Source organism: Bradyrhizobium sp. 87 (assembly GCF_023073015.1).
Lineage (GTDB): Bacteria > Pseudomonadota > Alphaproteobacteria > Rhizobiales > Xanthobacteraceae > Bradyrhizobium > Bradyrhizobium canariense_D.
In genome coordinates, this window is the sequence record NZ_JADPIQ010000075.1 from 288,470 (window position 1) to 309,517 (window position 21,048).

The 21,048-nt window shown below is 65.0% G+C and carries 19 protein-coding genes and 2 pseudogenes; 9 read left to right on the top strand and 12 right to left on the bottom strand.

Annotation, left to right across the window (positions count from 1 at the left end; genetic code table 11):
• Positions 1-33 precede the first annotated feature (33 nt).
• The 3 genes from nthA to IVB50_RS17980 are packed head-to-tail and all read left to right on the top strand — an operon-like array spanning position 34 to position 1,693.
• Positions 34-657, top strand: a complete 624-nt coding sequence (gene nthA / locus IVB50_RS17970; RefSeq protein ID WP_085349816.1) for a nitrile hydratase subunit alpha — start codon at positions 34-36, stop codon at positions 655-657.
• Positions 654-1,313 carry a nitrile hydratase subunit beta gene (gene nthB / locus IVB50_RS17975; protein ID WP_018457833.1) on the top strand — a complete coding sequence of 220 codons (660 nt, stop codon included), beginning with the start codon at positions 654-656 and terminating at the stop codon, positions 1,311-1,313. Before nthA ends, nthB begins: the two co-directional genes overlap by 4 nt.
• On the top strand, positions 1,313-1,693 hold the full coding sequence (locus tag IVB50_RS17980) for a nitrile hydratase accessory protein (RefSeq protein ID WP_018457832.1): 381 nt from the start codon (positions 1,313-1,315) through the stop codon (positions 1,691-1,693). Before nthB ends, IVB50_RS17980 begins: the two co-directional genes overlap by 1 nt.
• Before the next feature lie 158 nt (positions 1,694-1,851).
• On the opposite strand, the gene queC is transcribed toward IVB50_RS17980, so the two are convergent.
• Positions 1,852-2,565, bottom strand: a complete 714-nt coding sequence (gene queC / locus IVB50_RS17985) for a 7-cyano-7-deazaguanine synthase QueC (protein WP_018457831.1) — start codon at positions 2,563-2,565, stop codon at positions 1,852-1,854.
• Positions 2,566-2,701: 136 nt separating this feature from the next.
• Here queC and mazG point away from each other — a divergent pair, with 136 nt between their 5' ends.
• A complete protein-coding gene (gene mazG / locus IVB50_RS17990) occupies positions 2,702-3,556 on the top strand; it encodes a nucleoside triphosphate pyrophosphohydrolase (RefSeq protein ID WP_018457830.1) in 855 nt (284 codons plus the stop codon).
• Positions 3,557-3,576: 20 nt separating this feature from the next.
• Here the strand turns inward: mazG and hflX are convergent, their stop codons facing one another.
• The 4 genes from hflX to IVB50_RS18010 form a co-directional block, all read right to left on the bottom strand.
• Positions 3,577-4,959 (bottom strand): GTPase HflX, encoded by a 1,383-nt coding sequence (gene hflX, locus IVB50_RS17995; protein ID WP_026233449.1) that lies wholly within the window; start codon positions 4,957-4,959, stop codon positions 3,577-3,579.
• A gap of 11 nt (positions 4,960-4,970) precedes the next feature.
• Positions 4,971-5,219: an RNA chaperone Hfq gene (gene hfq, locus IVB50_RS18000; RefSeq protein ID WP_007591126.1), complete on the bottom strand. Its 249-nt coding sequence runs from the start codon at positions 5,217-5,219 to the stop codon at positions 4,971-4,973.
• A 235-nt stretch (positions 5,220-5,454) separates the two neighbouring features.
• Entirely contained in the window at positions 5,455-6,825 is a 1,371-nt protein-coding gene (locus IVB50_RS18005; protein WP_007591127.1) for a sigma-54 dependent transcriptional regulator, read from the bottom strand.
• 15 nt (positions 6,826-6,840) lie between these two features.
• Entirely contained in the window at positions 6,841-9,234 is a 2,394-nt protein-coding gene (locus IVB50_RS18010; RefSeq protein ID WP_247296762.1) for a PAS domain-containing sensor histidine kinase, read from the bottom strand.
• Between the two features lie 174 nt (positions 9,235-9,408).
• Here IVB50_RS18010 and IVB50_RS18015 point away from each other — a divergent pair, with 174 nt between their 5' ends.
• Positions 9,409-9,555, top strand: coding sequence for a hypothetical protein (locus tag IVB50_RS18015; RefSeq protein WP_018457826.1), 147 nt, complete (start codon positions 9,409-9,411; stop codon positions 9,553-9,555).
• A 166-nt stretch (positions 9,556-9,721) separates the two neighbouring features.
• Here the strand turns inward: IVB50_RS18015 and ntrC are convergent, their stop codons facing one another.
• From ntrC to dusB, 3 genes are read right to left on the bottom strand one after another with little or no spacing between them, the layout of a single operon-like run.
• Complete coding sequence (ntrC, locus tag IVB50_RS18020; RefSeq protein ID WP_007610301.1) at positions 9,722-11,164, bottom strand: nitrogen regulation protein NR(I); 1,443 nt, start codon at positions 11,162-11,164, stop codon at positions 9,722-9,724.
• Between the two features lie 9 nt (positions 11,165-11,173).
• Positions 11,174-12,349 (bottom strand): nitrogen regulation protein NR(II), encoded by a 1,176-nt coding sequence (locus IVB50_RS18025; RefSeq protein ID WP_026233448.1) that lies wholly within the window; start codon positions 12,347-12,349, stop codon positions 11,174-11,176.
• Entirely contained in the window at positions 12,346-13,347 is a 1,002-nt protein-coding gene (gene dusB / locus IVB50_RS18030) for a tRNA dihydrouridine synthase DusB (RefSeq protein WP_247296839.1), read from the bottom strand. Before dusB ends, IVB50_RS18025 begins: the two co-directional genes overlap by 4 nt.
• Before the next feature lie 282 nt (positions 13,348-13,629).
• Between dusB and IVB50_RS18035 the strand changes: the two genes are divergently transcribed.
• Together IVB50_RS18035 and IVB50_RS18040 are read left to right on the top strand one after the other, a co-directional pair.
• Positions 13,630-14,811, top strand: coding sequence for a bifunctional 2-C-methyl-D-erythritol 4-phosphate cytidylyltransferase/2-C-methyl-D-erythritol 2,4-cyclodiphosphate synthase (locus IVB50_RS18035; protein ID WP_247296764.1), 1,182 nt, complete (start codon positions 13,630-13,632; stop codon positions 14,809-14,811).
• A gap of 3 nt (positions 14,812-14,814) precedes the next feature.
• On the top strand, positions 14,815-15,426 hold the full coding sequence (locus tag IVB50_RS18040) for a CinA family protein (protein ID WP_247296767.1): 612 nt from the start codon (positions 14,815-14,817) through the stop codon (positions 15,424-15,426).
• Between the two features lie 97 nt (positions 15,427-15,523).
• Here the strand turns inward: IVB50_RS18040 and IVB50_RS18045 are convergent.
• Positions 15,524-15,658, bottom strand: a pseudogene (locus IVB50_RS18045) (mechanosensitive ion channel domain-containing protein); the annotation flags it as partial.
• Here IVB50_RS18045 and IVB50_RS42730 point away from each other — a divergent pair.
• A pseudogene (locus IVB50_RS42730) lies at positions 15,652-15,756 on the top strand (cytochrome c4); the annotation flags it as partial. The pseudogenes IVB50_RS18045 and IVB50_RS42730 overlap by 7 nt on opposite strands.
• Before the next feature lie 141 nt (positions 15,757-15,897).
• On the opposite strand, the gene IVB50_RS18050 reads toward IVB50_RS42730, so the two are convergent.
• Both IVB50_RS18050 and lipA read right to left on the bottom strand, forming a co-directional pair.
• Entirely contained in the window at positions 15,898-16,368 is a 471-nt protein-coding gene (locus tag IVB50_RS18050; protein WP_018457820.1) for a type II toxin-antitoxin system RatA family toxin, read from the bottom strand.
• Between the two features lie 6 nt (positions 16,369-16,374).
• Complete coding sequence (lipA, locus tag IVB50_RS18055; RefSeq protein ID WP_007591147.1) at positions 16,375-17,331, bottom strand: lipoyl synthase; 957 nt, start codon at positions 17,329-17,331, stop codon at positions 16,375-16,377.
• A gap of 130 nt (positions 17,332-17,461) precedes the next feature.
• On the opposite strand from lipA, the gene IVB50_RS18060 reads away from it, so the two are divergent.
• On the top strand, positions 17,462-18,064 hold the full coding sequence (locus IVB50_RS18060) for a DNA-3-methyladenine glycosylase (protein WP_247296769.1): 603 nt from the start codon (positions 17,462-17,464) through the stop codon (positions 18,062-18,064).
• A gap of 2 nt (positions 18,065-18,066) precedes the next feature.
• Here the strand turns inward: IVB50_RS18060 and IVB50_RS18065 are convergent, their stop codons facing one another.
• A complete protein-coding gene (locus tag IVB50_RS18065) occupies positions 18,067-20,943 on the bottom strand; it encodes a valine--tRNA ligase (protein WP_247296772.1) in 2,877 nt (958 codons plus the stop codon).
• Between the last annotated feature and the right edge of the window lie 105 nt (positions 20,944-21,048).

Below are 21,048 nucleotides of genomic sequence, written 5' to 3' on the forward strand. Positions count from 1 at the left end.
ACAACGCCCGGATTCTGGGACTATCTTCGCCCCATGAGCGACCATCATCACCACGATCACGACCATTCCGAGCTGTCGGAGACCGAGCTGCGCGTGCGCGCGCTCGAGACGATCCTGACCGAAAAAGGCTATGTCGAGCCGGCCGCGCTCGACGCCATCATCCAGGCCTATGAGACCCGGATCGGCCCCCATAACGGCGCGCGCGTTGTCGCCAAGGCCTGGAGCGATCCGGCGTTCAAGAAGGCACTGCTGGAGGACGGCTCGAAGGCGATCGGCACGCTCGGCCATGTCAGCCGCGTCGGCGACCACCTCGTCGTGGTCGAGAACACGCCGCAACGTCACAACATGGTCGTGTGCACGCTGTGCTCCTGCTACCCCTGGGAAATGCTGGGGCTGCCGCCGGTCTGGTACAAGGCCGCGCCCTATCGCTCCCGCGCGGTGAAGGACCCGCGCGGCGTGCTCGCCGATTTCGGCGTGCAAGTCGCCAAGGACGTTGAAATCCGGGTATGGGATTCGACCGCCGAAACGCGCTTTCTGGTGCTGCCGATGCGCCCCGCAGGGACCGAAGGCTGGAGCGAGGAGCAGCTCGCCGAGCTGGTCACGCGCGATTCCATGATCGGCACCGGCTTTCCCAAGGCGCCGGGGGCGCCGTCATGAACGGCGTGCACGACATGGGCGGCATGGACGGGTTCGGCAAGGTCGAGCCCGAACCGAACGAGCCGGTGTTCCACGAGGAATGGGAGTCGCGTGTTCTCGCCATGGTACGCGCGATGGGCGCGGCCGGCGCCTTCAACATCGACACCTCGCGCTTCTATCGCGAGACGATCCCGCCGCATATCTATCTCTCGAGCTCCTACTACAAGAAATGGTTTCTCGGGCTCGAGGAGATGCTGATCGAGAAGGGCTACCTCACTCGGGAGGAAGTCGCCGCCGGCCACGCGATGCAGCCGGCCAAGGCGCTCAAGCACGGCAAGTTTGATCTCGGCCAGGTCGAGCGCATCATGGTGCGCGGCAAGTTCGCCCGCCCTGCCCCGGCGCCGGCGAAATTCAAGATCGGTGACAAGGTCCGCGCGAAGAACATTCACCCGGCGACCCACACCCGCCTGCCGCGCTACGTGCGTGGTCATGTCGGAATCGTCGAGCTGAACCATGGCTGCCACGTGTTTCCGGACTCGGCGGCGATGGAGCTCGGCGAGAATCCGCAATGGCTCTACACTGTCGTGTTCGAGGGCCGCGATCTCTGGGGCGCGGACGGCGATCCGACCTCGAAAGTCTCGATCGATGCGTTCGAGCCGTATCTGGACCCGGCGTGATGAGCAGCACGGCTGCTGCTGCCGCGACGGCAGCGATCCCGAGCATTCCGCGCGACGATGACGGCCCGGTGTTCCGCGCGCCCTGGGAGGCGCACGCCTTCGCGATGGCGCTGACGCTGCACGAGCGCGGCGTGTTCACCTGGCCCGAATGGGCGGCAGCCCTGGCCTCCGAGATCAAGCGCGCGCAGGCGGCCGGCGATCCCGATACGGGCGAGACCTACTATCTCCATTGGCTCGCCACGCTGGAGGGGCTGGTCGCGCGCAAGGGCGTTGCGTCTGCGGAGACGTTGCATCGCTACCGCGACGCCTGGGACCACGCGGCCGATCGCACCCCGCACGGCAAGCCGATCGAGCTGAAGGCGGAGGATTTTGCGCCGTAGTCCCTTTGCGCGTTGCTTGGGTACACTCTAATCCCAACCAACACTGTCATTCCCCGCGAAGGCGGGGAATCCAGTACGCCGCGGCCTGTCGATTATCGCTACCTTCTCGGAGTACTGGATCACCCGCTTTCGCGGGTGATGACACCGAGTCTATGGTATCACCGTCCCGCCACGTACTCCCGCCACCCCTTCGCCCGCAGGCTGCACGCCGGGCATTCTCCGCAGCCGTATCCCCAATCATGCTGCGCGCCGCGTTCGCCGAGGTAGCAGGTGTGCGACTGCTCGCGGATGAGGTCGACCAGCCCGTCGCCGCCGAGGTCATGGGCGAGCTTCCACGTCGCGGCCTTGTCGATCCACATCAGCGGGGTATGCAGCTCGAACTTGCGGGCCATGCCGAGCGACAGCGCGGCCTGCATCGCGCGGATGGCGTCGTCGCGGCAATCGGGATAACCGGAATAGTCGGTCTCGCACATGCCGCCGACGATGTAACTGATGCCGCGCCGATAGGCCAGCGCCGCGGCGAAAGTCAAAAACACCAGATTGCGGCCGGGCACGAACGTGTTCGGCAGGCCGTCGGCGCCCATCGCAATCGCGACGTCGCGCGTCAGCGCCGTCTCGGACACGGCCGCCAGCGTCGGGATCGCTAGCGTGTGGCTCTCCCCGAGCCTGGAAGCCCAATCCGTGCGCAGGCCCTTGATGCCGTCGAACAGCCGGTCGCGGCAGGCAAGCTCGATGGCGTGGCGCTGCCCGTAATCGAACCCAAGCGTCTCCACGTGCGCAAAACGATTCAGCGCCCAGGCAAGGCAGGTGGTGGAATCCTGGCCGCCGGAAAACAGCACCAGCGCGGTTTCGGATGAAGATGCGTCAGTCATGGCCCGCGCTTTAGCACTGCGCACGCGGCTCGCCAATCTGGCGCGCCAACCGGTGGAAATCACCCTGTTCCGCCGCGCTACGCTGGGAACGGGGGCGCTTTTGGCATAAGGCTTGAGAGCCAGGAGAATGCCCGCAATGACCCCTTCCCGCGACATTTCCCGCCTGATCGAGATCATGGCGGCGCTGCGCACGCCGGTGACTGGCTGCCCCTGGGACCTCGAGCAGAATTTTGCGACCATCGCCCCCTATACGATCGAGGAAGCCTATGAGGTGGTCGAGGCCATCAGCCGCGGCGATCTCGACGATCTCTGCGAGGAGCTCGGCGACCTCCTGCTGCAGGTGGTGTTCCATGCTCAGATGGCCGAGGAGCAGAACGCCTTTGCCTTCGGCGATGTCGTCGAGGCCATCACCCGCAAGATGATCCGGCGCCATCCGCACGTCTTCGCCGACAAGGAGGGCAATCTCGCCTCCTCCCACGTCAAGGAAGTCTGGGACCGCATCAAGGCCGAGGAGAAAGCCGAGCGCGCCGCGCGCCGGCCACCCCAGGAAGCGCCGTCCCACAAGTCGCTGCTGTCAGGCGTGAAGGCCGGCCAGCCCGCCCTGACGCGCGCCATGGAGCTGCAGCGCAAGGCCTCCACTGTCGGCTTCGACTGGAACGATCCGCGCGCGGTGCTGGCAAAAATCCGCGAGGAAGCCGACGAGATCGAGGCCGCACTCGATCGCAACGACAGCGAGGGGTTGGCGGAAGAGACCGGCGACCTGATGTTCGCGCTGGTCAACCTCGCCCGCCATGTCGATGCCGATCCGGAAGCCGCGCTGCGGGCGACCAACACGAAGTTCGAGCGGCGGTTTGCCTATATCGAACGGGCGCTGGAGGCGCAGGGGCGGACCCTCGAGCAGGCGTCGCTGGCGGAGATGGACGCGTTGTGGAATGAGGCGAAGAGTGCGAAGCAGTCGTCACCAGAGGAGCGCAAGCAAGCCGGCCGCTAACTCGGCCGGGACGACACTAACTACACGGACAGTCGCGGCACCGCATCGAACCGGTTCACCACGATATCCCGCTTGGTCTCGTCCACCCGCACCGTCATGTCGAAGCGGCCGTCGTGCAGCTCTTTCGCCAGCACTTCGGAATTCCGATGCAGCCAGCTGATGCCGGCGCCGTCGGAGGCATCGATGGAGAGGTCGAGCGTGATGCGCTTGGCGGCCAAGCGCTCCTCGATCGCGGCGAGCAGCGCGTCGACCCCTTCGCCCGACACGGCCGACACCAGCATCGCGGGATGGTCCTCCGGCCTGCGCGCGGCGATATTCAAGAGTTCTTCGCGCTGTTCGGGACCATAACGGTCGATCTTGTTCCAGACCTCAATGATGCGGCCTGAATCATCGGGATTGATGCCGAGCTGGCGCAGCACCGCGTCGACGTCGCTCTGCTGCGCCTCGGCATCGTCGTGCGAGATGTCGCGCACATGCAGGATGACGTCGGCCTCCAGCACCTCCTCCAGCGTGGCGCGGAAGGCGGCGACGAGCTGCGTCGGCAGATTGGAGATGAAACCGACGGTGTCCGACAGCATCGCCTTGCCGCCATGCGGCAGGGTGAGCGCGCGCAGGGTCGGATCCAGCGTGGCGAACAGCATGTCGGCGGCCTGCACGTCGGCGCGGGTCAGGCGGTTGAACAGCGTCGATTTGCCGGCATTGGTGTAGCCGACCAGCGCCACGACGCGGTACGGCACCCGCTGGCGGCCTGCGCGATGCAGGCGGCGTGTGGCCTGCACCTTCTTCAGTTCGCCCTCGAGCTTGGAGATGCGCTCCTGGATCAGGCGGCGGTCGGCTTCGATCTGCGTCTCGCCGGGACCGCCCATGAATCCAAAGCCGCCGCGCTGGCGCTCGAGATGGGTCCATGAGCGCACCAGGCGCGAACGTTGATAGTTGAGATGCGCGAGCTCGACCTGGAGCGAGCCTTCCTTGGTCTTGGCGCGGCGGCCGAAGATTTCCAGGATGAGACCGGTGCGGTCGAGCACCTTTGCCTGCAACTCCTTCTCGAGGTTGCGCTGCTGGATCGGCGCAAGCGCGCAATCCATCACCACGAGTTCGACGTCGAGGCTCTTGGCGAGCGCGGCGATCTCCTCGACCTTACCCTTGCCGATATAGGTCGCAGGGCGGATCTGGCTGATCGGCGCGATGATGGCGTCGGCAACGACGAGATCGATCGCGCGCGCGAGGCCGGCGGCTTCGTCGAGCCGGGCTTCCGCGTCACGCACGACATGAGCTTCCGATTGCGCGTCGGCACTGCCTGCGCGCACCCGCAAATAGGGACCGATGACAAGCACCCGCCCCGTCTGCGTACCCCCTGCCGACCGCGGACGGTCGGCATCCCCGTCGAAATTCCGGGGTTCCAATCAGATCACTCTCAAGCCGGCTGATCCTCGCCGCCTTCGAACAGCTGGATCGGAGCGCCCGGCATGATGGTCGAGATCGCATGCTTGTAGACGAGCTGCGAGTGACCGTCGCGCCGAAGCAGCAAACAGAAATTGTCGAACCAGGTCACGATGCCCTGGAGCTTCACTCCGTTGACCAGAAAGATCGTCAGTGGCGTTTTGGTTTTGCGAACGTGATTAAGGAAGGTGTCCTGCAGGTTTTGTGCGCGGTCTGCCGCCATTTTTTTTCTCGCTTTGAGTTTCTTTTTATTGCGCCGGTTGCGGCCCTCTTTTGAAACTCGGGGTCCTCGTCCGGTTGCCGTCCCTCATGAGATCCCCCTCGGGGGGACAGCGGTTCAATTAGAGGACAGGTAGGCTTATTAGGCAAGCCGCTTCACGCGGCAGCCCATGCCGTATTGCCCCGAAAAACTACGGAAATCGATGATTTTCCTCGCCTATTCCAACGACGTCGCAGCGTTAGCCGACGCCGAGCGCCTTCAACTTCCGGTGCAGCGCCGAGCGTTCCATGCCAACAAACTCGGCCGTGCGAGAAATATTTCCTGAAAAACGGCTGATCTGTGCAATCAAATAGTCGCGCTCGAACACTTCGCGCGCTTCGCGCAGCGGCAGGCCCATGATGTGCTCGCCATTGTTGCTGGTCGGCATCGCGGGCACCATGGAGCCGACATCCTGCGGCAGCATGTCGGCAGTGATGATGACTTCCGGCCCGCCAGCGGCGAGAATCATGACTCTCTCAACGTTGTTGCGGAGCTGGCGCACATTGCCCGGCCAGACATGCGACTGCAGTACCGCCATCGCGTCCTGGCCGATCTGCCGCTTGGGCAGGCCGCTGCCCGCGGAGATCTGCTCCATGAAATAGTCGATCAATTCCGGAATGTCTTCACGCCGCTCCGACAATGCGGGCACGCGGATCGGCACCACCGAGAGCCGGTGATAGAGGTCCTCGCGGAAATGACCGGCCGCGATTTCCTCTTCGAGGTTGCGCGCGGTGGAGGAGATGATGCGGACGTCGACCTGCACCTTGCCGTTGCCGCCGACGCGCTGGAACGACTGCTCGACCAGCACGCGCAAGATCTTGTTCTGGGTCTCGCGCGGCATGTCCGCGATCTCGTCGATGAACAGCGTGCCGCCATGAGCCTCTTCGAGTGCGCCGGGCTTGCGCGCGTGCTCGCCGTTGGACTGCTCGATGCCGAACAGCTCGTGCTCCATCCGCTCGGGCGTGATCGCAGCGGCGTTGATGACGACGAAGGGGCCGTCGGCGCGGCCCGAGGCCGTGTGCAACGTGCGGGCGGTCAGTTCCTTGCCGGCGCCCGCGGGGCCGACGATCAGGATGCGGCTGTTGGCCTTGGCCGCACGCTCGATGGTCTGGCGCAGCTGGTTCATGCTGGGCGAGCGGCCGACCAGCGAGCTTGCGCTCGGCGCGAGCTGCTTCAGCTCCTTGACCTCGCGCTTGAGCCGCGAGTTCTCCAGTGCACGGTTGGCGACCAGGATCAGCCGGTCGGTCTTGAACGGCTTCTCGATGAAGTCGTAGGCGCCACGCTTGATCGCGGCGACCGCAGTCTCGATGTTGCCGTGGCCGGAGATCATCACGACCGGCAGATCGGGGTTGTCCTTCTTGACCTGCTCCAAGAGCTGCAAGCCGTCGAGCTTGGAGCCCTGCAGCCAGATGTCGAGGAACACCAGATGCGGCCTGCGGTTGGCGATCTCGGCGAGCGCCGTATCGCTGTCGCGCGCGGTCCGGGTCACGAAACCCTCGTCTTCGAGGATGCCCGCAACGAGATCCCGAATATCGGCCTCATCATCGACAATCAGAATTTCACTTGCCATGGATCGCCTGTTTTCTCAGCTGCCTGTTGAGGCTTTGATCTTCGTTGAATCATTGGTCTTTTCAGCCGGCTTTTTGGTTTCGACGGCCGCCTCTTTTGTTTCCGGATCCTTGAGGGATTGCGTGGCCGTTTCGCCGCTTTCCGGCTTGGTCGTTGCCGCGGCTGCCGGTTCGGCCCCCTCGCTTTTCGCGGGAGCGCCGGCGATCGCAAAACGCATCCGCATCCAGGCGCCGCGCTGGCCCTCGCGGAAGTCCGAGGCATCCTTCAGCTCGATGCGCCCGCCATGGTCTTCCAGCACGCGACCGACGATCGCGAGCCCAAGGCCGGTGCCTTTGGCGCGTGTCGTCACATAGGGCTCGAGCAGGCGCGAGCGCGCCACCTTGGGCAGACCGATGCCGTTGTCGACGACGTCGATCAGCACGTCCTCGCCCTCGCGCGAGACCACGACGTCGATCCGGCCCTTGCCGAGCTCCTCCAGGGGGACCTGCTCGATTGCCTCGGTGGCGTTCTTGACGATGTTGGTGACGGCCTGCGAGATCAGCCGCCGGTCGAACTGCGCGCGCAGCGGGTCTTCCTTGAACTCGGCCTCGATATCGATCTCGGGGTGGGCGACCTTCATCAGGAACACCGCCTGCCGCACTGTGTCGGCGACGTCCTCACCCTCCATGACCGGCTTAGGCATCCGCGCAAAGCGCGAGAACTCGTCGACCATGCGGCGGATGTCGTCGACCTGACGCACGATGGTGTCGGTGCACTGTTCGAAGATCTGCTTGTCCTTGCCCTCCGTGATGTCCTTGCCGAATTTGCGGCGAATGCGTTCGGCGGAGAGCTGGATCGGGGTCAGCGGATTCTTGATCTCATGCGCGATGCGGCGCGCGACGTCGCCCCAGGCCGAGGTGCGTTGCGCCGAGACCAGTTCGGTGATGTCGTCGAGCGTGATGATGTAGCTGTCGTGCGGCTGGCTGGTCTTCTCGGCGCTGACGCGGACCGACAGATTGCGTTCCTGCCCGTCGCGCGTGATCGTGATCTGCCCCTGCACCAGGCGCTGGGTCCCTTCCCGCGCCGTCTTCATCATCTCTTCGAGCTCGGGCAGCACGTCGGAGAGCGGATGGCCGAGCGTCTCGGCTTCGGAGTGACCGATCAGCTTTTCGGCGGAACGGTTGAGAATGCCGACGCTGCCTGAGGTATCCACGCCGATGATGCCGGCGCTGGCGGACGACAGCACCGCCTCGATGAAGCGGCGGCGGCTGTCGATGAGCTCGCTGGCGTTGACGAGCTCGTCGCGCTGGCTACGCAACTCCTCCGTCATCTTGTTGAAGGTCTCACCCAGCTGGGCGAGGTCGCCTTCCGACTGGTGCACCGGCACTTTCACATGGAGATCGCCCGTCGAGACCGTCTGGGCCGCGTTCATCAGCCGCCGGATCGGCGAGACCAGCGAGTTGGCGAAGTTGAGGCCGATCAGCACCGAGGCCATCAGGATGGTCAGCGCGATCACAGCGAACATCAGCGCGAACGCGACCTGGATGCCGAGCCGGCGCGACTCGATCTGGGCGTATTCGGCGACGCTGACCTCGGTCTGCTTGAGCTGGTTGACGACATTCGGATCGAGCGGCCGTGCGACGTAGAGGAATGTGTCACTGAAGGCGCGCAAGCGGACCACCGCGGCGACGAAGCTCGCATCGGGCAGCACCGCGATCTCGGGTTCGGATTCGTTGACGTTGCTGAGGAAGTCCGGTGCCGGCGGCGAATAGGCCAGCCGCATGCCGGTGTCGGCGGATTCGAGAATGTTGGTGTTCTTGTCGATGATCATCGCGCCCGGCAAATTGCGCGAGGCGGCGCTGGACGTCAGCAATTCGCGAAACGAGCGGCGATCCTGGTCGTAGAGCGGCCGCGCGTGGGCGATGTCGTTGGCCATGCCGAGAATGTCGCCCCGGATCAGCTGCGCATGGTCCTGCATGTAAGCCCGCGCGATCGTCAGTGAATTCTGGATCACCTCCTTGGTCGGGCCGGAGAACAGGCGGTCGAGGCCGCGCTCGATGGTGACGTTGGCGACGACGGCGACCAGCACCGCCGGCAGCACCGCCACGATCGAGAACAGGCTGACGATCTGGACATGGAGGCGCGCCGCCGCCCTGCCCCGCCGTCGCGCCAGGATCAGCTGCCAGAGCTCGCGGATGATGATGCCGACCAGCAGCAGGATGGTGGCTGCGTTGCTCAGATAGAACGAACGGACAACTTGCGGCGTCAGTTCGATGCTGGTGAGGCCGGTCAGGACCAGGAAGGTGAGCAAGGCCGACAGCAGCGCCAGCGCCACGGCGAACGGCGCCAGCCAGCGTCGCGCCGACCAACGCCGGGGCTCTTCTGCTGGGGCCGTGTCAAGGGATGCGGCCGAGGTGTCTGCGCTGGTCATTCCGGCAATGGGTGCTGAAAACGGGGGGCCGCGGCGGGCGGCTACTGATGTATTCGTACCACATTGTTGCCGAATTGCGACAATTCCGCGGCGTCACCGCCGCGACCGACCCGCGCATCCACAGCGACATGCCGGAGGGCGGGAACGGATTCCAGCCCCGGCGGCTTGACCAGCATGCACAGGTTCTTTCTCGCAATGATGGTATCGGCCGTGCTGCTGCTGATCGTGGCGGCGGACCTGCTGGTCAATGGTCTCGGGGTGCAGGAGCCCAATGCGAACGTCGCCAGCGCAATACAGGTCTCAGGCCGGTTTGTCAGATAGGTGTGAGGCCGCGTCCCGCGGCTGAAATGACCTTTTGAATGTTCCTGCGGAACATTTCAGTCCGATCGGGACTTCTGCTCACCGCGTCAGCCACGACGGCCAACGCGATCGGACAGGCTCAGCTCCGCTTGGTAGGGGGAGCTGAGCCACCGGCCGTTGCGGGGGGCTAGCCGCCGCTCCGATACACCTGGATATCGAGATCCCGGATCTTCTTCCGCAGCGTGTTGCGGTTGAGGCCGAGCAGATCGGCGGCGCGGATCTGGTTGCCGCGGGTGGCCGCGAGCGCGGCCGTGAGCAGTGGCACCTCGATCTCCTTCAGGATGCGGTGATAGAGGCCCGGCGGCGGCACGCCGTTCGGGAAGCCCTGGAAGTGCGAAGAGAGATACGCCTCCACGGCGCCGCCGAGATTGTCGACGCCATGCTGGACTGCGGCACCCGGGCTGACCGTGGGTGGCGCCAGCTCGCCGTCGATGACGGACCCCGTGATCACGTCCTGCGGATAGAGCGCGGCGAGGCGACGGGCGAGGTTCTCGAGCTCGCGCACATTGCCCGGCCAGCGGTGCTGCTTCATCCGCTCCAGCGCCAGCGTGTCGAGCTTCTTCGGCGGCAGGCCGTCCTTCTCCGCCAGCGCGAAGAAATGACGGATGAGATCGGGCAGATCCTCGATGCGCTCGCGCAACGGCGGCAGCCGTAGCGGGACGACGTTGAGGCGGAAGAACAGATCTTCGCGGAACAGGCCTTGCTGGATCAGGACGCGCAGATCCTTGTTGGACGCCGCGACGATGCGCACGTCGGTCTTGATCGGGGTGCGACCGCCGACCGTGGTGTATTCGCCCTGCTGAAGCACGCGCAGCAGACGGGTCTGCGCCTCCATCGGCATGTCGCCGATCTCGTCCAGGAACAGCGTGCCGCCCTCGGCCTGCTCGAACCGGCCGGAGGCGCGGGTGTTGGCGCCGGTGAAGGCGCCGCGCTCATGGCCGAACAGTTCCGACTCGATCAGGTCGCGCGGGATCGCCGCCATATTGACCGCGACGAACGGTCCATTGCGGCGCTTGCCGTAGTCGTGCAACGCGCGCGCCACCAGCTCCTTGCCGGTACCGGACTCGCCTGTGATCATCACGGTGAGGTCGGTCTGCATCAGGCGCGCCAGCACGCGATAGATTTCCTGCATCGCCGGCGAGCGGCCGACCAGCGGGATCGCCTCCATCTCGGCGTCCTCGTTCGGCGTCGAGACCCGCTCCTTCGGCTCGGCCAGCGCGCGGCCGACGATGGCGATCAGCTCCTTCAGATCGAAGGGCTTCGGCAGATATTCATAGGCGCCGCGCTCGGAGGCCCGGATAGCCGTCATGAAGGTGTTTTGCGCGCTCATGACGATAACAGGCAAATTCGGCCGCATCTTCTTGATCCGCGGCAACAGGTCGAACGCGTTCTCGTCGGGCATCACCACGTCGGTGATGACGAGATCGCCCTCCCCCTGGCTGACCCAGCGCCACAGCGTCGCGGCATTGCCGGTCAGCCGCACTTCGTAGCCGGCGCGCGATAGTGCCTGATTGAGAACCGTGCGGATGGCGGTGTCGTCATCAGCAACGAGAATGCTACCTGCGGGCATCGTTAATCCTCATTTCGCCCCCTGTGACGCAGACGACGACTTCCCGGCAGAGCCGTCGTGACTGCTTTGATCGGCATGTTTCACCGATGTGGAATACATCGGCATCAGCACGCGGAAGGTTGTCTTGCGCGGCTGAGATTCGCATTCGATGATGCCCCCGTGATCCCCGATGATCTTTGCGACCAGCGCGAGGCCCAGACCCGAGCCGGTCTGTTTGGTGGTGACGAAGGGATCGAACAGGTTTGGCAGAAGATCGTCCGGCACGCCTGGTCCGTTGTCCTTCACGCAGAATTCGAGCGGCAGGGATACACGGGATTTTTGACCCGGGACTGACAGGCGGACGCCGGGGCGGAACGCGGTGGTGAGCTGGATTTCGCCGTCGGGAACGTCGATCAGCGCTTCGGCGGCGTTCTTCACCAGGTTGAGAAACACCTGGATGAGCTGGTCCTGGTTCGCCAGCACCGGGGGCAGCGAGGGATCGTAATCCTCGACGAAGCGGATGTTGCGGGCAAAGCCGGACTGCGCCAGCCGTTTGACGTGATCGAGCACCGAATGAATGTTGACGGGGCCGCGCACCACGGGGCGCTCGTCGCCGAACACCTCCATGCGGTCGACCAGCGTCACGATGCGGTCGGCCTCGTCGCAGATCAGCCGCGTCAGCATGCGGTCTTCCGAGGAGGCCTGCTGCTCCAGGAGCTGCGCGGCGCCGCGGATGCCCGAGAGCGGGTTCTTGATCTCGTGCGCCAGCATCGCGGCGAGCGCGATCACCGAGCGCGCGGCGCTGCGATGGGTGAGCTGGCGGTCCATCTTGTCGGCGATGGAGCGTTCCTGAAGCATCACCACGATATGGCCGGGCCGCTCCGTGACGGGGGCAACGTGCAGATCGACCTGGCGGTCCCCGCCCATGCGCGGCGTGCCCAGATCGACCTTGTACTCGTTGACAGGTGCGTTCGACGAACGCACCTGGTCGATCAGCGCCAGCAAGGGGCTGCCAAACGGCACCAGCTCTTTCAGCGACTGCCGCTTCAAGAACTGCGTCGAGATATCGAAGAAGGCTTCGGTTGCGATGTTGGCGGCGACGATTTTGCCGTCCGGCCCGATCATCAGCACGGGATTGGGAAGTGCGTCCAGGATGGCATCGCTGTCGGACGGAAACGGCCGACGATGTTCAGCAACTGAGCTCATGCAGCGGCGCTCCATGCGAAGTCGTCGAAGGCATCTTGCAGTGACCGGTGAACGAGGTGCGGATCCTCCGAGGTGAGGATTTTCTGGCGCCAGGATTTCAGCTTCTCGGCCGGCGCACGACTCACATCGGCCGCGACGTCGAGCGCCCAGCCCAGATGTTTTCGCGCATGCCGCAGGCCGATGCGCAGGCCGTAGAGCGCGCAGACGCCTTCATAAAGCGTGCGCACATAATGCAGCTGCGTCTCGAGCGGCGGCGTGGCTTCCACCGCCCCACCCTTGAGGCGGCGGCCGATCTGGCCGGGCAGCCAGGGCTGGCCCTGCGCGCCGCGGCCGATCATCACGGCATCGGCGCCGGAGGCCTTTAACGCCGCGAGGGCCTTCTCGTAAGTGGTGATGTCGCCATTGACGACGAGCGGAATGGAGATGGCCTCGCGTACGGCGCGGATCGCATCCCAATCGGCCTCGCCCCTGTAGAACTGGCAGCGGGTGCGGCCGTGCACGGTGACGAGCTTGATGCCTGATGCCTGTGCGCGCCGCGCCAGTTCCGGCGCGTTGCGGGTGCGGTCGTCCCAGCCGAGCCGCATCTTCAGCGTCACCGGTACCTTCACCGCCGCGATCGTCGCTTCGATCAGGCTAACGGCGTGGTCGAGGTCGCGCATCAAGGCGGAACCGGACTGGCCGCCGGTGACGTGACGGGCCGGACAGCCCATGTTGATGTCGATGATATCGGCGCCTTCGGCTTCAGCGATCCGGGCGCCCTCCGCCATCCAATGCGTCTCGCAACCGGCGAGCTGGACCACGTGGGGACCGATCCCCGTGGCTTCGCAGCGCAACCGGGACATATGATGGCCATTGGCGAGTTCGTCGCTGGCCGTCATTTCGGACACCACCAGACCGGCCCCCAACTCCGCGGCAAGCCGGCGGACGGGCGAGTCAGTCACCCCCGACATCGGTGCCAGGAAGACCGGGGTGGCGACATCAATATCGCCTATCTTCAATGGCTTAGAGCCTGATACTACCGAGCCGGTCACAGGGGTCTCGTTGCGTTGGCAGCGCCTCATCGCGCCTGCCATGACCCTATCTTGCGCACAATTCTTGTGCAGTCAAGCGTCATGCCTACAGTTTAGACAGTTCTGCAAATCTTTCAAGTGCAGTGCAGCAAAATGCTGTTTCCCACAATCCGGGGAAACCCCCTTTCATTGCGGGCCTGCCGTGCTAGAGGCATGCGGCGATCACCCCACCCCCGACTCTCTTCATCACCAAATGAGTATTTGAGTCCTATGGCGAAATCACAGCGCACCGCAGTCGTCCTCGTCGCTGCCGGACGCGGCCTGCGCGCAGGCGCCGGTGGCCCCAAGCAATATCGCGAGATCGGCGGCGTGCCGGTGATCTATCGCGCCATGGAGGCCTTCAGCCGTCATGCGGACGTGTTCGCAGTTCAGCCAGTCGTGAACCCGGACGACAGCGCCATGTTCACGGCGGCGGTCGCAGGGCTCGGCCACGAGGCGCCGGTCAATGGCGGCGCGACCCGGCAGGCCTCGGTGCTCGCCGGTCTCGAAGCGCTCGCCAGGCACAAGCCCGACATCGTCCTGATCCACGACGCCGCGCGACCCTTCGTTTCGGAAGGCGTGATCACCCGCGCGATCGATGCGGCCAGCCGCACCGGCGCCGCGATCCCCGTCGTTCCCGTCACCGACACCATCAAGATCACCGGCGAGAATGACAATGTCGAGGACACGCCGGACCGGGCGCGGTTGCGAGTTGCGCAGACGCCGCAATCCTTTCGTTTCGACGTCATCCTCGAAGCGCATCGTCGCGCGGCCAAGGACGGGCGCAGCGATTTCACCGACGATGCCGCGATCGCCGAATGGGCGGGATTGACGGTTGCAACCTTTGAAGGCGATGTTGCCAATATGAAGCTCACCACTCCCGAGGATTTCGTGCGCGAGGAAGCGCGGCTGGCAAGCCTGCTCGGCGACATCAGGACCGGCACGGGCTACGACGTCCACGCCTTCGGCGAGGGCGACCATCTCATGATATGCGGCGTGCGCGTGCCGCACACCAAAGGCTTCCTGGCCCATTCCGACGGCGATGTCGGCCTGCATGCGCTGGTCGACGCCATCCTGGGCGCGCTCGCTGACGGCGACATCGGATCGCACTTTCCGCCCAGCGACGCGACGTGGAAAGGCGCCTCCTCCGACCAGTTTTTGCAATACGCCATCGAGCGCGTCACCCAGCGCGGCGGCCGCATCGCCAATCTCGAGGTGACCATGATCTGCGAGCGGCCGAAGATCGGCCCCTTGCGCGAGACCATGCGCGCGCGCATCGCCGAGATTTCCGGCGTCGACATCTCCCGCGTCGCGGTCAAGGCGACCACCAGCGAGCGGCTCGGCTTCACCGGCCGCGAGGAAGGCATCGCGGCCACCGCGAGCGCCACCATCCGTCTGCCCTGGAGTGTCTAGGCCATGGCCGGCAGCGACGCACGCGCCCTCTCCCGCTCGCTGCTCGATTTGTGCCGGATGCGCAAGCTGACGATCGCGACCGCGGAATCCTGCACCGGCGGCCTGGTTGCCGGTGCGCTGACCGACATCCCCGGCTCTTCCGACGTCATCGATCGCGGCTTCGTCACCTATTCCAACGACGCCAAGCGCGCGATGCTCGGCGTCGAGGCAAGCACGCTCACCAATTTCGGCGCCGTCAGCAGGGAGACGGCAACAGCCATGGCGGTCGGCGCGCTGGAGCGTGCCGGCGTCGATCTTGCAGTCGCTATCACCGGCATTGCCGGCCCCGGCGGCGCCACGCCCGGCAAGCCGGTTGGCCTCGTGCATTTCGCCGCCGCCGCGCGCGACGGACGCATCGTCCATCGCGAGCATCGCTTTGGCGCCATCGGCCGCACCGCCGTGCGTCAGCGCTCCGTGGTCGAGGCGCTGCGCATGCTGATGGATCTCGCCCGCGGCCAGCAAGTTACGGCCAAGCCGAAACGTGCCGCCGCAGTAACCCGCCTGCGCCCGCGCGTGACACGATCACCGCGCCGGCACGCGGTGAAGCGCAGGCCGCCGCGCTCACCGCGGGGGTGAGATCCCTTACGCAGCCGCGAGTTAAGCACTCACGTGATCGAGCACGCACTGCTTGATCGCACTGTGATTGACGATGGCTGCGCCCCACACCAGCCCGTAGCGACTTGACCTTCCCCGCCATGCCGGTGACCTCGACGTCATTGCCGATGTGGAAGGGTCGAAACAGCAGCAGCATGACGCCGGCGGCGATGTTGGAGAGTGGGCCCTGTAATGCCAGACCAACGGCGAGAGATGCGCAACATTGCCCGTGCGATGACGCCGCTGGAGATCGAGCAGGCCGCTGCGTATTATGCCTCGCAGCCGCCGGATGTCGTGAAGGCGGTGGATTGAAATTTTGGCACGCCTGCCTTCCCCATCGTCATTGCGAGCGCAGCGAAGCAATCCAGAGTCTCTCCGCAGAGGGATTCTGGATTGCTTCGTCGCAAGGGCTCTTCGCAATGACGGAGGAGAGAGCGTGCCCGTCCGCAACCACTACGACGACACCAGCTTCCGCCGTCCGTAGATCGCATCCGCCCGCTTCTCGAAGGCGATGGAAAATCGCGCGAACGCGGCGTCGAACATCGAGCCCATCAGGAGCGCCAGCATGCGGCTCTTGAACTCGTAGGCAAGGAAGAAGCCGACATCGCAAACGCTCTCGCCTTTGGGCTCGAACGTCCAACGGTTTTCCAGATTGCTGAAGGGACCTTGCAGATATTCGACCAGGATCTTCAAATTGGCGCGGTCGAGCGTCACGCGGCTGGTGAAGGATTCCCTGACCAGCTTGAACGACACCGTCATGTCCGCGACCAGCACCTCGGTGCCGTCGGGTTTCGCCATGCGCTGACGGACCTTCAGCGCACTGCACAGCGGCACGAATTCCGGGTAGCGCTCGACGTCAGCGACCAGATCAAACATCTCGGACGCGCTGTGATCGACACGACGCTTGCTCGAAAAATTGGGCATGGCGATTCAGCGGGCGCTTGCTGCCCGCGCGGCCTTCAGTTTCGCAAAATCCTCGCCGGCATGATGCGACGAACGGGTGAGCGGGCTCGCAGACACCATCAGGAAACCCTTGGTGTAGGCGACCTTCTCGTAGGACGAAAACTCGTCCGGCGGCACGTAGCGCATCACGGCGTGATGCTTGCGGGTCGGCTGGAGATATTGCCCGATGGTCAGGAAATCGACGTCGGCGGAACGCAGATCGTCCATCACCTGCTGCACCTCGTGGCGCTCCTCGCCGAGGCCGACCATGATGCCGGACTTGGTGAAGATGGTGGGATCGAGCTCCTTGACCCGCTGCAACAGCCGGATCGAATGGAAATAGCGCGCGCCCGGCCGCACCGTGAGATAGCACGACGGCACGGTCTCGAGATTGTGGTTGAACACGTCGGGCTTCGCCGCGACGACGACCTCCAGCGCCCCCTCCTTGCGCAGGAAGTCGGGCGTCAGGATCTCGATCGTGGTCGAGGGGCACGCGGCGCGGATCGCGCGGATGGTCTGGGCGAAATGCTCGGCGCCGCCGTCAGTGAGATCGTCGCGGTCGACGGAGGTGATGACGACATGGGCAAGCCCGAGCTTGGCCACGGCCTCGCCGACGTTCTGCGGCTCGGCCGCGTCAAGCGCGTTCGGCATGCCGGTCTTGACGTTGCAGAAGGCACAGGCGCGGGTGCAGGTGTCGCCCATGATCATGAAGGTCGCGTGCTTCTTGTCCCAGCACTCGCCGATATTCGGGCAGCCCGCCTCCTCGCACACCGTATGCAGGCCGTTGGCGCGCACGATGTTGCGCGTGTCGGCATAGCCGCGGGTGTTGGGCGCGCGTACGCGGATCCAGTCCGGCTTCGGCGGCGAGGCGGAATCGGGCCGGTTCACCTTTTCGGGGTGACGTGGGCGCAGCGGGTTCGAGATGGTATCGACGATAACGACCATGGGGTGTCCGGTCTGACCAAGTCCTACCTAGTCGGTCTGGCCGGGCATCGCAACCCGGCTCGCACCGCTTCAGGGAACATGGCAGATATGGGCAATATCCTGCTCTGTTCTCTGGCGATTCTCACCTCGAATGGCTCCAGTCTCGAAGACCTCTACTCCTCGGCCCGGCAAAGCCCTGAAGCGTACCTTTTTCGCGCGCAGCGTCCACGAGGTCGCGCCCGATCTGATCGGTGCGACCATGCTGGTCAACGGCGTTGGCGGGATCATCGTCGAGGTCGAGGCCTATCATCATACCGAGCCGGCGGCGCACTCCTACAATGGCCCGACGCCGCGGAACCAGGTGATGTTCGGCCCGCCCGGCTTTGCCTATGTCTACCGCTCCTACGGCATCCACTGGTGTGTGAACTTCGTCTGCGAGGAAGAAGGCTCGGCCAGCGCCGTGCTGATCCGCGCGCTGGAGCCGACCCACGGAATCGCCGCGATGCGGCGGCGCCGCCATCTCCAGGATTTGCACACGTTGTGCTCGGGCCCGGGCAAGCTGACCGAAGCGCTCGGCATCACCATCGCGCACAATGCCTTGCCGCTCGACCGTCCGCCGATCGCGCTGCATGCGCGGACGGAGGACGTCGAGGTGGCGGCCGGCATCCGGATCGGCATCACCAAGGCGGTCGAGCTGCCCTGGCGCTATGGTGTCAGGGGCTCGAAATTCCTCAGCAAGCCGTTTCCGAAATAAGCTTACGACGCCTGCTTGAGCCGCTCCAGCGCCTCGAGCAGCTTGGCCTTGCGGGCGAGCGCGGCCTCGCGCTTCTCGCGCTCCTCCTCGACGACCTCCTCGGCCGCGTTGGCCACGAATTTCTCGTTGGCCAGTTTGGACTCGGCACGCTTGATGTCGGCGTCGGCCTTCCCGATCTCCTTGTCCAGACGCGTGCGCTCGGCGACGACGTCAATCACGCCCTTCAGCGGCAGCGCGGCCACCTCGCCGCGCACCAGGAGCTGGACCGCGCCGTCGGGCGCACGGTCCGCGAAGGAGATGTCCGACAGCCGCGCCATGCGCTTGATGACGTCGCTCCAGCGCGGCGCGCGCTCCTTCGTCTCGGCCGAGGCGCCTGCGAGCACCAGCGCCGTGAGGGTCGCCGGCGGGATGTTCATCTCGGCGCGCACCGAACGGATCTGCGTGACAAGGTCAATGACCCAGCCGATCTCGGCCTCGGCCGCGGGATCGGTGAAGTCGGCATGGTCGAAGATCGGCAGCACCCAAACCGGCGAGACGAGCGCGTCGGTCGGCCCCGTCGTCGCCGCGAGCATCGCAAGCTGCTCCGGCGTCGGCCCGGCCGGCTTCAGCGGCCACGGTGCCAGCGCGAGCAGACCGTCGCGCTTGGCCGTCACCTCCCACAGCTCCTCGGTGATGAAGGGCATGAAGGGGTGCAGCAGTTTCAGGATCTCGTCGCGCGCCCATGCCACCATGGCGCGGGTCTCGGCCTTGGCAGGGCTGTCGGGGCCGAGTAGCACGGGTTTTGCGAGCTCGAGATACCAGTCGCAATAGACGTTCCACACGAAGCGGTAGATGCTGCCGGCGGCGTCATTGAAGCGATAGGCCTCGATCGCCTCGGTCACCTCGCGCGTGGTGTGCGCACTCTCATGTGCGATCCAGCGGTTCAGCGTCTCTTTGACCTTCGCCGGCTCGAAGCCTTCGGGCACGGCGCAATGGTTCATCTCCGCAAAGCGCGACGCATTCCAGAGCTTGGTCGCGAAATTGCGATAGCCCTCGACACGGCTGGTGGCGAGCTTGATGTCGCGCCCCTGCGCGGCCATCGCGGCCAGCGTGAAGCGCAGCGCGTCCGCACCATATTGGTCGATCAGGCTGAGCGGATCGATGACGTTGCCCTTCGACTTCGACATCTTGGCGCCCTTCTCGTCGCGGACGAGGGCGTGGATGTAGATCGTCGAGAACGGCACCTCCTTCATGAAGTGCAGCCCCATCATCATCATGCGGGCGACCCAGAAGAAGATGATGTCGAAGCCCGTCACCAGTGCGTTGGTCGGGTAGTAGCGCTGCACTTCCGGCGCGTCTGCGGGCCAGCCGAGGGTCGAGAATGGCCACAGCGCCGAGGAGAACCAGGTGTCGAGCACGTCCTCGTCGCGCGTGATGAAGCCGTCACGCTTGTTGCGGTCGAGCGCCATCTCGCGGCCCTGCTCGACCGTGATGACTTCCTGCTCGACGTAATAGCCGAGGGCGTGGCTGACGGCCTCCTCCTCGGTCTCGGCGACGAACACCTTGCCATCAGGACCGTACCAGGCCGGGATCTGGTGGCCCCACCAGAGTTGGCGCGAGATGCACCAGGGCTGGATGTTCTCCATCCACTCGAAATAGGTTTTTTCCCAGTTCTTTGGCACGAAGGTGGTTTCGCCCGAACGCACGGTGGCCATCGCGGGCTTCGCCAGCGTCTTGGCGTCGACATACCATTGGTCGGTCAGATAGGGCTCGATCACCGTGCCGGAGCGGTCGCCATGCGGCACCATGTGGGTGTGAGGTTCGATCCGCTCGACGAAACCGAACGATTCCAGTCGCTCGACGATGCCCTTGCGCGCTGCAAAGCGATCGAGCTTGTTGAACTCCTCGGCGAACTGCGAGGCACCTTCCGGCAGGTCGCGCAGATAATCCTCGTTGTCGAGGAGATCGAGGCAACCTTCCTTGTCGATGACGCTGATTCGGGCGAGGCCGTGGCGATTGCCGACCTCGAAATCGTTGAAGTCGTGCGCCGGCGTCACCTTGACCGCGCCCGAGCCCTTCTCCGGATCGGAATAATCGTCGGCGACGATCTGGATCTTGCGGCCGACCAGCGGCAGGATCACGTTCTTGCCGACCAGCTTCTGATAGCGCTCGTCGTCGGGATGCACGGCCACCCCGGTATCGCCGAGCATGGTCTCCGGGCGCGTGGTGGCAACGACGATGAAGCTCGAGGGATCCTCGGGGCTGAAGATCTTGCCCTCGATCGGATAGCGCAGGTACCAGAGGCTACCCTTGACCTCGGTCTGCTGCACTTCGAGATCGGAGATCGCGGTGAGCAGCTTGGTGTCCCAGTTCACCAGCCGCTTGTCCTTGTAGATCAGGCCGTCGCGGTGCAGCTCGACGAACACCTTGACCACGGCCTTGGACAGGCCCTCGTCCATGGTGAAGCGTTCGCGCGACCAGTCACAGGAGGCGCCGAGCCGCTTGAGTTGGTTGATGATGGTGTCGCCGCTCTCGGCCTTCCACTGCCAGACCCGCTCCAGAAACTTCTCGCGGCCCATCTCGCGACGGCTGGGCTGCTGGCGCTCCATCAGCTGCCGCTCCACCACCATCTGGGTGGCGATGCCGGCATGGTCGGTGCCGGGCTGCCACAGCACGTCGCGACCGCGCATGCGCTCGAACCGGCACAGGATGTCCTGGAGCGTGTTGTTGAGGGCGTGGCCCATGTGCAGCGAGCCCGTCACGTTCGGCGGCGGGATCACGATGGTAAAGGGCACAGCGTCGCGGCGGTCTGGGCGGCCGGCCTTGAAGGCAAGGCTGTCCTCCCACACGACGGACATGCGGGCTTCGATATCGGCGGGCTGGTAATTTTTCTCGATCATGGCGCTGTTAGAAAGCCGCGCAGGGGGTCCAAGTCAACGGAAAGGTCAAAGGAAAGCCAGGCGGCAACAGGGCTTTCCGGTCCGGTCGGGAGACAGAATATGACC

Excerpts from the sequence above, each read along its gene's own strand:
- nthA (WP_085349816.1), top strand. The coding sequence starts at position 34 with ATGAGCGACCATCATCACCACGATCACGACCATTCCGAGCTGTCGGAG.
- queC (WP_018457831.1), bottom strand. The coding sequence starts at position 2,565 with ATGACTGACGCATCTTCATCCGAAACCGCGCTGGTGCTGTTTTCCGGC.
- IVB50_RS18010 (WP_247296762.1), bottom strand. The coding sequence starts at position 9,234 with ATGACCAGCGCAGACACCTCGGCCGCATCCCTTGACACGGCCCCAGCA.
- IVB50_RS18060 (WP_247296769.1), top strand. The coding sequence starts at position 17,462 with ATGGCTCCAGTCTCGAAGACCTCTACTCCTCGGCCCGGCAAAGCCCTG.
- mazG (WP_018457830.1), top strand. The coding sequence starts at position 2,702 with ATGACCCCTTCCCGCGACATTTCCCGCCTGATCGAGATCATGGCGGCG.
- hfq (WP_007591126.1), bottom strand. The coding sequence starts at position 5,219 with ATGGCGGCAGACCGCGCACAAAACCTGCAGGACACCTTCCTTAATCAC.
- IVB50_RS18050 (WP_018457820.1), bottom strand. The coding sequence starts at position 16,368 with ATGCCCAATTTTTCGAGCAAGCGTCGTGTCGATCACAGCGCGTCCGAG.
- nthB (WP_018457833.1), top strand. The coding sequence starts at position 654 with ATGAACGGCGTGCACGACATGGGCGGCATGGACGGGTTCGGCAAGGTC.
- IVB50_RS18040 (WP_247296767.1), top strand. The coding sequence starts at position 14,815 with ATGGCCGGCAGCGACGCACGCGCCCTCTCCCGCTCGCTGCTCGATTTG.
- IVB50_RS18035 (WP_247296764.1), top strand. The coding sequence starts at position 13,630 with ATGGCGAAATCACAGCGCACCGCAGTCGTCCTCGTCGCTGCCGGACGC.
- lipA (WP_007591147.1), bottom strand. The coding sequence starts at position 17,331 with ATGGTCGTTATCGTCGATACCATCTCGAACCCGCTGCGCCCACGTCAC.
- IVB50_RS18025 (WP_026233448.1), bottom strand. The coding sequence starts at position 12,349 with ATGAGCTCAGTTGCTGAACATCGTCGGCCGTTTCCGTCCGACAGCGAT.
- IVB50_RS18005 (WP_007591127.1), bottom strand. The coding sequence starts at position 6,825 with ATGGCAAGTGAAATTCTGATTGTCGATGATGAGGCCGATATTCGGGAT.
- IVB50_RS17980 (WP_018457832.1), top strand. The coding sequence starts at position 1,313 with ATGAGCAGCACGGCTGCTGCTGCCGCGACGGCAGCGATCCCGAGCATT.
- IVB50_RS18015 (WP_018457826.1), top strand. The coding sequence starts at position 9,409 with ATGCACAGGTTCTTTCTCGCAATGATGGTATCGGCCGTGCTGCTGCTG.
- IVB50_RS18065 (WP_247296772.1), bottom strand. The coding sequence starts at position 20,943 with ATGATCGAGAAAAATTACCAGCCCGCCGATATCGAAGCCCGCATGTCC.
- ntrC (WP_007610301.1), bottom strand. The coding sequence starts at position 11,164 with ATGCCCGCAGGTAGCATTCTCGTTGCTGATGACGACACCGCCATCCGC.